Source organism: Dolichospermum circinale AWQC310F (assembly GCF_000426925.1).
GTDB lineage: Bacteria > Cyanobacteriota > Cyanobacteriia > Cyanobacteriales > Nostocaceae > Dolichospermum > Dolichospermum circinale.
The window spans coordinates 38,222-52,630 of sequence record NZ_KE384670.1; the positions used below are offsets into that span (position 1 = coordinate 38,222).

General features: G+C 37.8%; 11 protein-coding genes. 10 read left to right on the forward strand and 1 reads right to left on the reverse strand.

What is annotated here, in order from left to right:
* On the forward strand, nucleotides 1-487 hold a 487-nt coding region (locus ACIR310F_RS21680; protein WP_231387403.1), incomplete at its 5' end, for a hypothetical protein.
* Between the two features lie 80 nt (nucleotides 488-567).
* Here the strand turns inward: ACIR310F_RS21680 and ACIR310F_RS0105690 are convergent.
* Entirely contained in the window at nucleotides 568-756 is a 189-nt protein-coding gene (locus ACIR310F_RS0105690; RefSeq protein WP_155963634.1) for a hypothetical protein, read from the reverse strand.
* 66 nt (nucleotides 757-822) lie between these two features.
* On the opposite strand from ACIR310F_RS0105690, the gene ACIR310F_RS26065 reads away from it, so the two are divergent.
* From ACIR310F_RS26065 to ACIR310F_RS0105735, 9 genes are all read left to right on the forward strand, one after another.
* The gene (locus ACIR310F_RS26065; protein ID WP_196803168.1) at nucleotides 823-963 is read left to right on the forward strand and encodes a hypothetical protein; all 141 of its coding nucleotides are present in this window, start codon (nucleotides 823-825) and stop codon (nucleotides 961-963) included.
* A 139-nt stretch (nucleotides 964-1,102) separates the two neighbouring features.
* Nucleotides 1,103-3,985 carry a glycerol-3-phosphate acyltransferase gene (locus ACIR310F_RS0105695; RefSeq protein ID WP_028082982.1) on the forward strand — a complete coding sequence of 961 codons (2,883 nt, stop codon included), beginning with the start codon at nucleotides 1,103-1,105 and terminating at the stop codon, nucleotides 3,983-3,985.
* A gap of 526 nt (nucleotides 3,986-4,511) precedes the next feature.
* Nucleotides 4,512-5,888, forward strand: a complete 1,377-nt coding sequence (locus ACIR310F_RS0105700; RefSeq protein ID WP_028082983.1) for a CmpA/NrtA family ABC transporter substrate-binding protein — start codon at nucleotides 4,512-4,514, stop codon at nucleotides 5,886-5,888.
* 40 nt (nucleotides 5,889-5,928) lie between these two features.
* Nucleotides 5,929-6,765, forward strand: a complete 837-nt coding sequence (gene ntrB / locus ACIR310F_RS0105705; protein WP_028082984.1) for a nitrate ABC transporter permease — start codon at nucleotides 5,929-5,931, stop codon at nucleotides 6,763-6,765.
* A gap of 110 nt (nucleotides 6,766-6,875) precedes the next feature.
* On the forward strand, nucleotides 6,876-8,879 hold the full coding sequence (locus tag ACIR310F_RS0105710; protein ID WP_028082985.1) for an ABC transporter ATP-binding/substrate-binding protein: 2,004 nt from the start codon (nucleotides 6,876-6,878) through the stop codon (nucleotides 8,877-8,879).
* Between the two features lie 512 nt (nucleotides 8,880-9,391).
* Entirely contained in the window at nucleotides 9,392-10,216 is an 825-nt protein-coding gene (locus tag ACIR310F_RS0105720) for a nitrate ABC transporter ATP-binding protein (protein ID WP_028082986.1), read from the forward strand.
* A 204-nt stretch (nucleotides 10,217-10,420) separates the two neighbouring features.
* A complete protein-coding gene (locus tag ACIR310F_RS0105725) occupies nucleotides 10,421-11,296 on the forward strand; it encodes a lipid kinase (protein ID WP_028082987.1) in 876 nt (291 codons plus the stop codon).
* 211 nt (nucleotides 11,297-11,507) lie between these two features.
* Nucleotides 11,508-12,113: an exopolysaccharide biosynthesis protein gene (locus ACIR310F_RS0105730; RefSeq protein WP_028082988.1), complete on the forward strand. Its 606-nt coding sequence runs from the start codon at nucleotides 11,508-11,510 to the stop codon at nucleotides 12,111-12,113.
* Between the two features lie 253 nt (nucleotides 12,114-12,366).
* On the forward strand, nucleotides 12,367-13,965 hold the full coding sequence (locus ACIR310F_RS0105735) for an Hsp70 family protein (protein ID WP_028082989.1): 1,599 nt from the start codon (nucleotides 12,367-12,369) through the stop codon (nucleotides 13,963-13,965).
* The last annotated feature ends 444 nt before the right edge of the window (nucleotides 13,966-14,409 follow it).

Genomic DNA, 14,409 nt, shown 5'->3' on the forward strand with positions numbered 1-14,409 from the left:
AAAAACAGCCAAGGCGCAAAAGTTAAATTATCCCTTTGAGTCTCTCAACGGTAAATGGCGACTTTGTTTTGCTACTGGTACTAAAAAAGTCAGAAACCGGGGCGGAATTATTTTAGGTAAGGGTTGGTATATGCCAAAATTTATAAAAATTCTTCTCTGTTTTAATCCTAGCAAAGAAGGGGCTTTAGGAAGAGGGGAAATTGCTAATCAAATACAATTGGGAGCGATTTTATTGAAATTAACAGGACTAACAAAATACTTAGGAAAAAAGAATTTATTGGCCTTTGATTTTATCCAACTACAAATTAGTTCATTCAGTTGGATGTTTATTAATAAACAAATTCGTTTTGGTCAGGTTGAAGGTGAAGATTTTTATGATCAACCTATAGCTAAATTACCCTTTTTTGCTTTCTTTTTAGTGACTGAAGATATAATCGCTGCCCGTGGACGTGGAGGTGGTTTAGCACTTTGGATTAGGGAAAATTAACCTCATAAAATATAATATTTGATACTCAGATAACCGGCTTTTTTAACAAGTCGGTTATCTATACTCCCTTAGCAACTTTTTTATTCGGCTTTAACAAGATAACTCAGATAATGACGGGCTTTAATTTGATAATCAAGGGAACTAATTTTACCAATTTCTCGTCCCATGGACTTATGATCATCAGTTGAAGTTTTTATGCTGACCCTTTTCCCTGTTCTTTGTTCACCGTTGTCAAGCTCAGGGAAAATATAAGAAGAATTTAACATCATTTGCCAACAGAAAGACTAAAATCATAACGGACAGACTAGCCCTACAGTCAAGGAGGCTTAAAAACAATGTCCGACTTAAATCGCGGAATCATGAAATTTGAAGGTGCAGATTCGCCTAAACTGATTACAATCTCCACCGTGATACTGTTAGGATCAATTGTCGCCCTGATTCTTTGGGCGCTTAACTTCGCTTATGCAATAGCTTAGATTCTTTGCATAATCTTTAGGAGACAAGAGAGCAAGACTTCTATTTGCTCTTTTGTTTCCTATATTATATAAATATTCATTTTTGTTAATAACAAACTTGGAGTGTGTCATCAAATTTTAAATTTGAAATCAGAAAATAATGATTAATTTTTGGGGTATCTTAATTATTTTAATTGTTTGTCCACTGTTAGGGACAATACCACTAATTTCCTGGATTACTTATGCCATGAGTAGAAAGTGGTTAGCTAATGTCGGTACAGGAAATATTAGCGTTGCAGCAGCCTTTTATCATGGTGGAAAATTAGCGGGAATTTTGTCCGTAATTTCAGAAGCAACTAAGGGCATTGCTGTTGTCACAATTGCCCACTCTTTTTTCCCTTTACAACCAGTATGGGAAATTATTGCTTTAATTGGCTTAGTTCTTGGTAGATACGTCACAACTAAAGCCGCGGGAATCACAAACGTCTCCTGGGGATTAGTGGTACATGATCCGTTAGTAACTGCATTGGTCGGCTTACTTGCAGCTATTGGTTTTTTGATCACTCGTTCTCAAGAAACAATTAAACTAGGGGTATTGGTAATGTTCCCCCTATTTGTGGGTATCCTCCATTCAGAGGAATTATCCAGAATTATTGCTGCCTTTGCCCTATCGGGGTTAATCTACTGGATTTATAGCCAAATTCCCGACGACCTTCACCTCCCCGTCGAGGGAGCATCTCCACAATCCCTAGAAATGATGCAATATTTAAGCAATAATCAGGATAGGATCATCACCCTAGAGGAAGAATTAGACGGGGAAGTGGTGGGAGCTAAAGCCGCTACATTATCGCAAATTAAACGTTGGGGTTATTCAGTTCCTAAAGGTTGGGTATTAGCTCCTGATGATGATCCTACCAATTTAATTGATTTTCTGCAACCGTCCCCACTTTCACCCTTGGTAGTCCGTTCTTCCGCTATTGGTGAAGACTCCCAACAAGCCTCCGCCGCAGGACAGTATGAAACAATCTTAAACGTTACCAGCAAAGAAGAACTTAGACAAGCCATCACCCAAGTCCAAGCTTCTTATCATCACCCCAGTGCCGTCGAATATCGTCGTCACCGTAGTGCGAAAGAGGCGGCCATGGGTGTACTCATTCAACAACAAGTTCAAAGCGTATTCTCTGGCGTGGCCTTCAGTCGAGATCCTATTTCTCAACAAGGTGAAGCCGTAGTTATCGAAGCTGTATCGGGTAGTCCTACTCAAATTGTATCAGGAAAAATCACACCAGAACAATATCAAGTAGTAATTGCAGGTGATGAAAAGTTATCTTGTCTGCAATTTGACGGAACTGGTAAAATACCCCAAGCATTAATTAAACAAGTTGCATATTTAGCCCGTCGTTTAGAAAGACGTTATTTAGGTATTCCCCAAGATGTAGAATGGAGTTATGATGGTCAAAACTTGTGGGTATTACAGTCAAGACCTATCACTACACTCTTACCAATTTGGACTAGAAAAATCGCCGCAGAAGTGATTCCTGGGGTCATTCATCCTTTAACCTGGTCTATTAATTACCCTTTAACCTGTGGTGTATGGGGAGAAATTTTTACTATCGTTTTAGGTGAACGTGCTAAAAACTTAGATTTCGCTAAAACAGCTACACTACACTACTCTAGAGCTTATTTTAATGCTTCTTTGTTAGGAGAAATCTTTTTAGCCATGGGATTACCCCCAGAAAGTCTCGACTTTTTAACTAGAGGTGCAACCATGACTAAACCTCCTCTAAATTCCACTTTGGTTAATTTACCTGGACTCACAAGATTACTCAAACGGGAAATTGACTTAGAAAAAGACTTTAAATCAGATTATCGTCAAGTTTTTATCCCGGCATTAACAAAATTATCCAACATTGCCATTACCGAGTTATCACTAGATCAGTTATTAACTAGAATAGACTTAATTCTTGATTTACTCCGCCAAGGTACTTACTACAGCATTTTAGCCCCTTTGAGTGCAGCTATCCGTCAATCGCTTTTCGGTATCAAAGCCGAAAAAATTGATAACAGTCTCACCCCAGAGGTAGCATCGTTAAGAGCCATGGGTTTACTAGCTGCCGATGCTAAACAAATCTTAGATGATGATTATATTGACTACAATTGTGAACCAGAAAAAATATTTGAGCAATTAGCAAAAACGACCGCTGGAGAAAGGATTTTATTTGAATTTGACGAATTAATTCAGGATTATGGTTATTTAAGCGAAGTAGGTACAGATATTTCCGTCCCCACTTGGCGAGAAAATCCCCAACCAGTTAGACAATTGTTTGTGCAGTTAATTAAAGCAGACCAAATCCCAAATTTAGATGATTCTCGTCCCCAACAGCAAAATTTAGTCCAAAGACGAGTTAATCTTAAAGGTAGGGTAACAGAAGTTTATTCCCGCTTGTTGGCTGAATTACGCTGGACATTTTTGGCGTTGGAAGAGATTTGGCTTCAGTCTAGGGTGCTATTACAGCCAGGAGATATCTTCTTTTTGGAATTAGATGAAATTCGCCATTTAGTAATTCATCCAGATGTAGCGGTTAGAAATCATCTGTTAGAATTAATAGCACAAAGGCGATCGCAATTTCTCCAAGATAGTCAAATTCCCCAAATTCCCCCCGTTGTTTACGGTTATAACCCGCCTCAACCTATCACTCCTGTCATTAACCCCGCTGATAATATCTTGTTAGGTATTCCGGCCAGTATTGGACAAATTCAAGGTCGGGTAAAAATATTACGAACTTTACAAACAGTCCATGATATTGATAAAAATACTATCCTTGTTGTTCCTTATACAGATTCCGGTTGGGTTCCTGTTCTAGTTCAAGCTGGGGGGTTAATTGCTGAAGCAGGTGGTAAACTTTCCCACGGGGCAATTATTGCCCGTGAATACGGTATTCCTGCTGTCATAGACGTATATAATGCTACATATATACTCCAGGATGGTCAACAAGTCCGAATTGATGGATACAAGGGTACTGTAGAGATATTAAAAGGGTAACACTTTTAACGTAACATACCTGATGTCTCGGTGCATTACGGCTAATCATTAATCTCTTAAACTCACCAATATTGTCTAGCCGTAACACATCCTACTTAATATAATTGAGAGGTTCAGATCCCCGACTTATCCAAGAAATCAGGGATATTGATATTATTATCATAGACAATAATCTATATATTAGAGTCATTTCGTAGGTTTCAGGTTAATAGATAAGTTTTTACTTATGTATCCAATTAAATATTTGTTTAATAATTCAAGTTGAGAAATGATCACTTTGATCACAAACACTGTAAACTAGTTTTTACTAGCCAAGTGATACTTGATCACCCCAGGCTCAGAAATTAAACCACGTTTATTACTAAGTATATAAACTAGTTCTTTTTATTATCAGGGAGGTCTATTTTTAATACCTAGATATAACTGGAAATTTGCATCATAAAGCAAAGAAATGATTTATTTTCTTTGTCTATATTTTCATAGTTAGAAAAATAAATTTTGATGTAAGGAGATATAAGGAGATATAATGACAAAATTTTTTAACCAAGTTTCTCGCCGTAAATTTATTGTCACTGCTGGAGTTTCAGCCAGTGCAGTATTACTCAAAGGCTGTTTAGGAAATCCACCAGAAACAGGCAATACTGGTACAAAATCCTCCATTGAACCAACAGGTAATATTAAACCAGAACAAAAACCAGAAACCACAAAAGCCAAACTGGGATATATTCCAATTGTTGAATCTGCACCATTAATTATTGCCCAAGAAAAAGGCTTTTTTGCTAAATATGGGATGACCGAAGTAGAACTTTCTAAACAAGCTTCTTGGGGTTCAGCCAGGGATAACCTGGAAATTGGTTCTCAAGGGGGTGGTATTGATGGTGGTCAATGGCAAATGCCCATGCCACACTTAATTACAGAAGGTTTAATTACCAAAGGGAATAAACCTATACCAATGTATGTTTTAGCTCAGTTAGTTACACATGGTAACGGAATTGCGATCGCTAACAAACATTTGGGGAAAGGAATTAGCTTAAAACTGGATACTGCTAAACCCCTATTTGCCCAACTCAAATCAGCCAACACACCCTTTACAGCAGCCTTTACCTTCCCTCATGTTAACCAAGACCTATGGATTCGGTACTGGTTAGCAGCCAGTGGCATTGACCCGGATACAGATGTCAAATTATTAACAGTACCTGCGGCGCAAACCGTCGCTAACATGAAAACCGGGACAATGGACGCTTTTAGCACCGGTGATCCTTGGCCATTCCGCTTAGTTAATGACAAAATTGGCTTTATGGCCGCATTAACCGCCGAAATTTGGAAAAATCACCCCGAAGAATATTTTGCCATGAGAGGTGATTGGGTTGATCAAAATCCCAAAGCCACAAAAGCCTTATTAAAAGGAATAATGGAAGCCCAGCAATGGCTAGATAAATTTGAAAATCGCAAAGAAGCAGCGCAAATTCTCGCCGCCAAAAAATATTTTGGTTTATCTTCACCAGAAGTTCTAGCTAATCCCTACCAAGGTAAATATGACATGGGGGATGGTCGAAAAATTGATGATAAATCAATGGCTGCTTATTACTGGAAAGACGAAAAAGGTAGTGTGTCCTATCCTTACCAAAGTCATGATTTATGGTTTATCACAGAAAATGTGCGTTGGGGATTTTTGCCCAAAGATTACATTACTAATGGTGCAGCCAAAGCCAAAGAATTAATCAAAAAAGTCAACCGGGAAGATATTTGGCAGGAAGCAGCCAAAGAATTAGGAATAGCTGCGACCGATATTCCCAGTAGTAAATCTCGTGGAGTAGAAACATTTTTTGATGGGATTAAATTTGATCCTGAAAAACCCGAAGAATATCTCAAGAGTTTGAAAATCAAAAAAGCTGGTATTTAGTCATTAATCATTAGTCATTAGTAAATTCGAGGAAAAATTCATGACCATAGCTCAAAAACGTCCCACAACTCCTAAATTTGATAATAGCTTTTTATCAGGATTGCAAAAGCAACTTCCTGAACTTATGCCTCCTGCTATTGCATTAGCTATCTTTTTAGTTATTTGGCAAATATTTTCTTGGACACCAGGGGCAACATTACCAGGACCAATTCAAGTTATTCAAGATACTTGGACTTTGATTTTGTATCCATTTTATGATAAGGGTGGCACAGATAAAGGGCTATTTTGGCAAATATTTGCTAGTCTGCAACGGGTGGCTATTAGCTATACATTAGCAGCAATTGTTGGCATTGGCATAGGAGTTTTAATTGGTGTCAATAAAACCATATCTAAAGCATTAGATCCCATCTTTCAGTTATTAAGAACAGTACCGCCCTTAGCTTGGGTGCCTATTTCCTTAGCAGCTTTAAGACAAAACGAACCAGCGGCATTATTCGTGATTTTTATCACCGCAATTTGGCCGATTTTAATTAACACTGCGGTGGGTGTAACTCAAATTCCCCAAGATTACAACAACGTCGCTAAAGTTCTGCAACTTTCCAAAAAAGAGTATTTCTTGAATATCTTAATTCCTTCAGCATTGCCATACATTTTCACAGGTTTAAGAATTGCCATTGGTTTAGCTTGGTTAGCAATTATTGCGGCTGAAATTGTTATGTCTGGTATTGTGGGAATTGGCTTTTTTATCTGGGATGCTTATCAAAATAACAACGTGAGTGAAGTGATTTTAGCACTAGTTTATATCGGTGTTGTTGGCTTAATCCTAGATAAACTCATGGCTGCATTACAAAACTGGATTTTACCAGAACAAAAATAGTCAGTGGTCAGTAGTCAGTGGTCAGTAGTCAGTAGCAAATAAATAACAACTGACAAATAACAACTGACAAATAACAAATAATAAATTGCCAATTACCAATCATTAAAACTATGTCAGTTTTTGTTGCTGTTGATCAAATTAATAAAGTCTTTGAATTAAGTGGTGGTGGCCAATATATCGCCCTTAAAGGTATTGATTTGCAAATTAAAAAAGGCGAATTTATTTCCTTAATTGGTCACTCCGGTTGTGGTAAATCAACCCTTTTAAATATGATTGCTGGGTTAGATCTACCCACAGAAGGTTTAGTAACCTTAGAAGGACAAAGGATTAAAAAACCAGGTCCTGATAGAATGGTAGTCTTTCAAAATTATTCCCTTTTACCTTGGCGCACGGTCAGAGAAAATATTGCTTTAGCAGTAGATTCAGTATTACATGGAATGCCGGCAGCAGAAAGGAAAGCCATTATCGAAAAACATATAGATATGGTAGGTTTGCGTCCCCACGCTGATAAACAACCAGGGATGTTATCAGGGGGACAAAAACAACGGGTAGCTATAGCCCGCGCCTTGGCAATTCGGCCTAAACTATTATTATTAGATGAACCCTTCGGGGCATTAGATGCCTTGACTCGCGGTAATTTGCAAGAACAATTAATGCAAATTTGTGAAGAAAATCAAGTTACCGCAGTTATGGTGACCCATGATGTAGATGAAGCCGTTTTGTTATCTGATAGAATTGTCATGTTAACTAACGGACCAGAATCGAAAATTGGGGATATTTTAGAAGTTGATATTCCCCGACCTCGTAAACGAATGGAAGTTGTAGAACATCCTAGTTACTACAGTTTGCGAAGTGAAATGATTTACTTCCTTAACCAACAAAAACGTGTTAAGAAAATCCGCGCCAGAAAAACCGCAGCAGTTGTCCGTCATGGCTTGGAAAAAGTTAATTTAGAAATTGGTTTTTTACCCCTTACTGCTTGCGCCCCCCTGGCTATAGCCCAAGAAAAAGGCTTCTTTATTAAACATGGTTTAGACGAAGTTAATTTAGTCAGAGAAAGCAGTTGGCGGGGAATTGTGGATGGGATGACTGGTGGTTATTTAGATGCAGCCCAAATGCCTTCAGGAATGCCAATGTGGTTATCTTTAGGGGGGCATAAAAACGAACCTTTACCAGTTGTTACCTCCTTAACAATGACTCGCAATGGTAACGCCATTACCTTAGCAAAAAGATTCTATGATGCCGGAGTCCACAGTTTATCAGACTTCAAAAAGTACCTGCTAAAAACCCGTGACCAACAACATAGAATGGGTGTAGTTCATCCCGCATCAATGCACAATTTACTGCTGCGTTATTGGTTAGCAGCAGGAGGAATTGATCCCGACATTGACGTAGATATGAAAAATATTCCTCCTGCCCAAATGGTAGTAGATTTAAAAGGTGCAACCATTGACGGTTATTGTGTAGGTGAACCTTGGAATTATCGGGCTGCGGTAGAAGGTTCAGGCTTTACCATTGCCACAGATTTAGAAGTTTGGTTAGGACATCCTGGTAAAGTTTTAGGAGTAAGAGAAGACTGGGCAGAAACTTATCCTAACACCCATATTGCCTTAACCAAAGCTTTATTAGAAGCCTGTCAATATTGTGCAAATCCTAATAACGCCCAAGAAGTGCGGCAAATTTTAGCAAGTCGGGAATATGTCAGCACAGACATTGATTATATTCAAATTGAAGATCCAAATAACGCTACCTGTGACTTAGATCATCCCATGCGAGAATATGCCCATCATCAATTTTATTCCGACTCTGCTATTAATCGCCCTAGTCGCACCGAACAAATTTGGATTATGACTCAATTAGCGCGGTGGGGTGATACTCCCTTCCCTAGAAATTGGGTAGAAATAGTTGAAAGAGTGTGTCGAGTGCGTGTTTTTAGTACAGCGGCCAGAGAACTAGGTTTAGATATCAGTTATACCCGTCAACCCATTCAACTATTTGATCATAAACCCTTTAATGCTGATGATCCAATTAGCTATCTTAACGACCTAGAAATTAAACGGGATTTCTCCATAGCTGAAGTCATTTTAGAATCCCCCAGAAAAACCGCAGCTTAAATCAAAATAAATCTTGTGGGGTGGACATCCTGTCTGCCCCAAAATCCAGGAAAATCAAAATAAATCTTGTGGGTTGGACATCCTGTCTGCCCCAAAATCCAGGAAAATCAAAATAAATCTTGTGGGTTGGACATCCTGTCTGCCCCAAAATCCAGGAAAATCAAAATAAATCTTGTGGGTTGGACATCCTGTCTGCCCCAAAATCCAGGAAAATCAAAATAAATCTTGTGGGTTGGACATCCTGTCTGCCCCAAAAATACAAAGGACGGGCAAGATGCCCATCCCACAAAACTAACAAAATCATCTTTTCTCGTTCCCATACTCTGTATGGAAATTAATTACGGAAGGCTCTACCTTCGATTATACTTCAATTATACCAGAGGCAGAGCCTCTTGATAGCATTCCCAGTCTGAGACTGGGAACGAGATAAAAAACCCTTTTTTCTTCCTTCCTTTGCGTCTTTGCTCCTTTCTTTATACCTTTGCGCGAAACCTTCTACCAATTACTAAACAATGCAAAACCTCAAAACCACCAAGACAATTAACCGTCAACCCTTCCTAGAAATTAAAGAAGTTTGTAAAGTTTATCCCACTAAAAAAGGACCATTTACCGTTCTTGATGGTGTTAATCTCAATGTTGAAAAAGGTGAATTTATTTGTGTTATTGGCCACTCTGGCTGTGGTAAATCAACGTTATTAAACATGGTTTCTGGTTTTAACTTTCCTACCACTGGACAAGTTTTATTAGAAGGACAACCAATTACTAAACCAGGTCCAGATAGAATGGTGGTATTTCAAAACTATGCGTTATTACCTTGGAGAACAGCTTTTGAAAATATTTATTTAGCTGTAAATGCAGTTTATCCTACTAAGCCAGAAGCGGAAAAAAGGGCTATTGTCAGAGAACATTTAGCTATGGTGGGTTTAGGGGACGCAATGGAAAAGAAACCCATGCAAATGTCTGGAGGAATGAGACAAAGGGTATCTATTGCTAGGGCTTTAGCTATTCGTCCCAAAGTCCTAATTTTAGATGAACCTTTTGGGGCGTTAGATGCAATTACTAAGGAAGAATTACAAGAGGAATTGTTGAAAATTTGGGGTGATAATCGTTGTACAGTTTTGATGATTACTCATGATATTGATGAGGCTTTATTTTTGGCAGATAAGTTAGTTATGATGACCAATGGACCCCATGCAAAAATTGGGGAAGTGATGGAAATTCCTTTTTCTCGCCCTAGAGATAGAGCCAGAATTATGGAAGATCCTCAATATTATCAATTGCGAAATTATGCCTTAGATTTCTTGTTTAACCGTTTCGCCCATGATGATGTCGGTTAGTCATATATTCATGTAGGTTGGTTTGAGAAAACCCAACCTACCGAAATAAAATATATAGGGTGCGTTAAGATCGCTAAAAAATGATAAAATGGGGCTATTAAATTAAATACGCGACATAACGCACCACGTTTATGAGAAATAATCCCATAGATTCAGGAGCGTTTTTATTGCAACCTGATGAATTGTGATTAAAGGAAATTACTAATGAGTACCCGCGCCCTATTGTTAGTAAATCGTCATTCTCGTCAAGGACAAGAACGGTACCAAGAAGTAATAAATTGTTTAAATCGCCTGGGTTTAACAATAATTGAAGAATCTACCGAAGATGCTACACAATTAGGTAAATTTATTCGCCACTATCAAGAGGAAATAGATTTAGTAATTATCGGTGGTGGTGATGGTACACTTAATGCTGCCATAGAGGCAATAATTGAAACTCAATTACCTTTGGGAATTTTACCTTTAGGAACTGCTAACGATTTAGCGAGAACTTTGGCTATTCCCAATTCTCTACCGGAAGCTTGTAAAATTATCGCAGCGGGAAAGTTACGACGAATTGATTTAGGTTGGGTGAATAATAAGTATTTCTTTAATGTTGCTAGTTTGGGGTTAAGTGTCAATATTACTCAACAATTGACTAAAGAAATTAAACGCCGTTGGGGTATATTTGCCTATGCTGTCATTGCATTGCAAGTAATTTGGAAATCTCGCCCTTTTAGTGCGGAAATTCGCATCAATGACCAATCATTTTTAGTGAAAACTGTACAAATTGCTGTGGGTAATGGCCGTTATTATGGTGGTGGTATGGCTGTAGTTCATGATGCTGCTATAGATGACCAAAGACTGGATCTTTATAGTTTGGAAATTGATCATTGGTGGCAAATTCTCCCCCTACTTCCAGCTATGCGTCGAGGGCGACATATTCAATGGCCAAATGTTCGCGCCCTTTATGGTCAGCAAATTACAGTATATACCCGCAAACCTCATTCTATTAATACTGACGGAGAAATCACAACCTATACTCCCGCTGTTTTTCGGGTGATTCCTCAAGCGATCGCTATTTTCGTTCCTGATGTATAATCTTGACTATGATTTATCTGATTGACATGATTTATTTGATCATATTTTAACAGGCAGTTAGGAATTTTCGCTCCTGAATTTTGCTGGATGTTGATAACATGACAATCATCATCATCACAAAAATTATCTCCATCATAGTTATGATTTATTCGATGATACCTTAAATCATGATCACAAAAATCATCTCAATCCCCAATCATAGTTAATAATTATGAATTTACGGTTTTCTCAAGAAATTAAATCTCTCCTGCAACGCTTAAGCGAACAACCTCTGACTTTAGGTGATATTCTCTTAGAAACGTCAGAACGGGGTTTTAGCTTAGTGATCACATTATTGGTATTACCCTTTTTGTTTCCTATGCCACCCGGTTTAAGCAGTCCCCTGGGCGGTGCTTGCTTATTATTATCCATGCAAATGGTTTTAGGCAGAAGAACACCTTGGCTACCGAAAAAAATCGCTAACTATCAATTTCCTAACGCTTTCGCCCAAATTATTTTACAAAATTTGCGCCGGGTTACTAGAATTTTGGAAAAAATTGCCCGTCCCCGATTCCAGAAATTGGCTAATCATCCTTGGATTTGGCGATTTAACGGGCTGTGTATCTCTTGGTTGACAATATTGTTGATTTCTCCCGTTCCCTTCACTAATCCTATCCCAACCGTGGGGATTTTACTTCTGGCCGTTGCTACCATTGAATCGGATGGGTTACTAATGTGTATTAGCTATGTTGCCACTCTTTTAATTACGCTACTGTTTGGCTTTATTGGTTATGCCGCATGGTTAGCGCCCAATTTGTTGCCTTCTATTTTCAAATGAAATATTTGATCTTTCTGGTGAAAAGTTGTTAAAATAGCCACTAAAAATTAAAAAAAATCCCCTCAACTAACTAAAAGCTGAGGGTCATGGTTTAATTAAGGTGCATCTACTGTTAGAGTATCCAGTAGTTCTTTTCATATACCCGGATAATTCTAGTGGGAATTTTATTTTTTTATTCTGATATAGTTTGGTAGTCGGGAATATTCCCTATTCTCTATTTCCTGAAGTAATATAAAATATTATATTATAGCTTATGGCGATCGCTATTGATTTTGGTACAAGTAATACAGTCATCACTCGTTGGAACCCTGTCACCCAACAAGCAGAGACCCTTAATTTACCTGGTTTGTCAACACAACAGCATCTTAACCCCCCATTAATCCCCAGTTTAGTGTATATAGAAAACGCCAGCTTAGGTAAAATTATAGCAGGTCAGCAGGTACGCGATCGCGGTTTAGACATGAAAACTGATACCAGATTTTTCCGGAACTTTAAAAGGGGAATTGGTGCAGATGTCCAGGGTTTTTTACCGGAACTTGATGATGAAAATATTACTTTTGAGCTAGTAGGAAAATGGTTTTTAACTCAAGTAATTACCGAATTAGCAATCATCGAAGGAAGTATAGACTCCTTAGTTTTGACCGTACCAGTAGACAGTTTTGAAGTTTATCGTCACTGGTTAGGCAAAGTTTGTCAATCACTACCAGTACAACAGATACGGATGTTAGATGAACCCACCGCAGCGGCTTTAGGGTACGGTTTAACAGATAAAGGAACTTTATTAGTTGTTGACTTTGGTGGTGGAACATTAGATTTGTCTTTAGTCAGCTTAGATCAAGGAACACAAGCCAAAAATAAACCTCTGGGATTTCTGCTCAAATGGGGTGAAAGGACTCTGAGTGAAGATTCTAAACAAAAAACGAAAACAGCCCGTGTATTGGCGAAAGCAGGGCAAAATCTGGGTGGAACTGATATTGATAACTGGATAGTAGATTATTTTGCGAAAAGCCAAGGATTACCAGTCAGTTCATTGACCGCGCGGTTAGCAGAAAAGGTAAAAATTCAGTTATCAACTCAAGATCAAGTTACTGAAGTTTATTTTGATGATCAGACTTTTACAAGTTATGAAATGAACCTGAATCGTGATACTCTGGAAAAGATTTTACAGGAAAACGGATTTTTTGATCAACTGGATAGTGCCATGATGACGCTATTACAACAAGGACGAAATTACGATATAGAAATTGATGATATTAATGGAGTATTATTAGTTGGTGGAACGGTGCAATTACCAATAATACAGACATGGATACAACAATATTTTCAACCAGAAAAAATCCGTCGTCAATTACCTTTTGAAGCTATCGCTCACGGAGCATTACAAATAACTCAAGGAATAGAAATTAAAGACTATCTTTATCATAGTTACGGTGTGCGTTATTGGGATCGTCGTCATCAACGTCATCATTGGCATCCTATCATTAAAACTGGACAACCTTACCCCATGACTCAACCAGTAGAATTAACTTTGGGCGCTTCTGTAGAAAATCAACCCAGTATTGAATTAATTATTGGAGAATTAGGAATAGAAAGCGGTGCAACAGAGGTATATTTTGATGGAGACAGATTGATTACTCGTCAGCTTGATAGTCCAGCAACCATCGTCAAACCATTGAATGATAACACAGAAGCCAGTAAAATTGCTAAACTTACACCACCTGGCTTTCCCGGTAGTGATCGTATTAAAATTTACTTTCAGGTTGATGAACAAAGGTTTTTAAGAATGACTATTGAAGACTTATTAACAAATACTATTTTAGTAGAAAATCAACTTGTAGCACAATTAAGTTAAAATTTTCACTTAATTTAAACTTAAAATTTACCACGATGATAAATCATCAGATGGGTTATCTTTTGGTTTTTACATCCATTTATTAATTTAAAAATTAAAAGTTAAAATCAAATCTGTGTATTCTTTAATCCTACTAATTCTGATTCTGAAAATTCCCATTTAATTCATGTGCATTAGTATTATATAACCATGTTGGGTTTATTTATTGATTTTACTAGCATAATTTTAAACATAGTTTAAACTTTTCTTTACCTATATTTAATATATTCTTAACCATAGGCAATCACCCTTAGTTCAAGATGTAATTGGCTTTCGCCAGGTATTTCTAAAAACTAAGAGGCAGTATGACTTTTTTAACCAGTGTTTTGATGAATCGTGTTATTACTACTTCGCTATTAACAGGGGCTGTTGCGTTAAGTCCAGTCTTGAGTAAAATAGCATCAG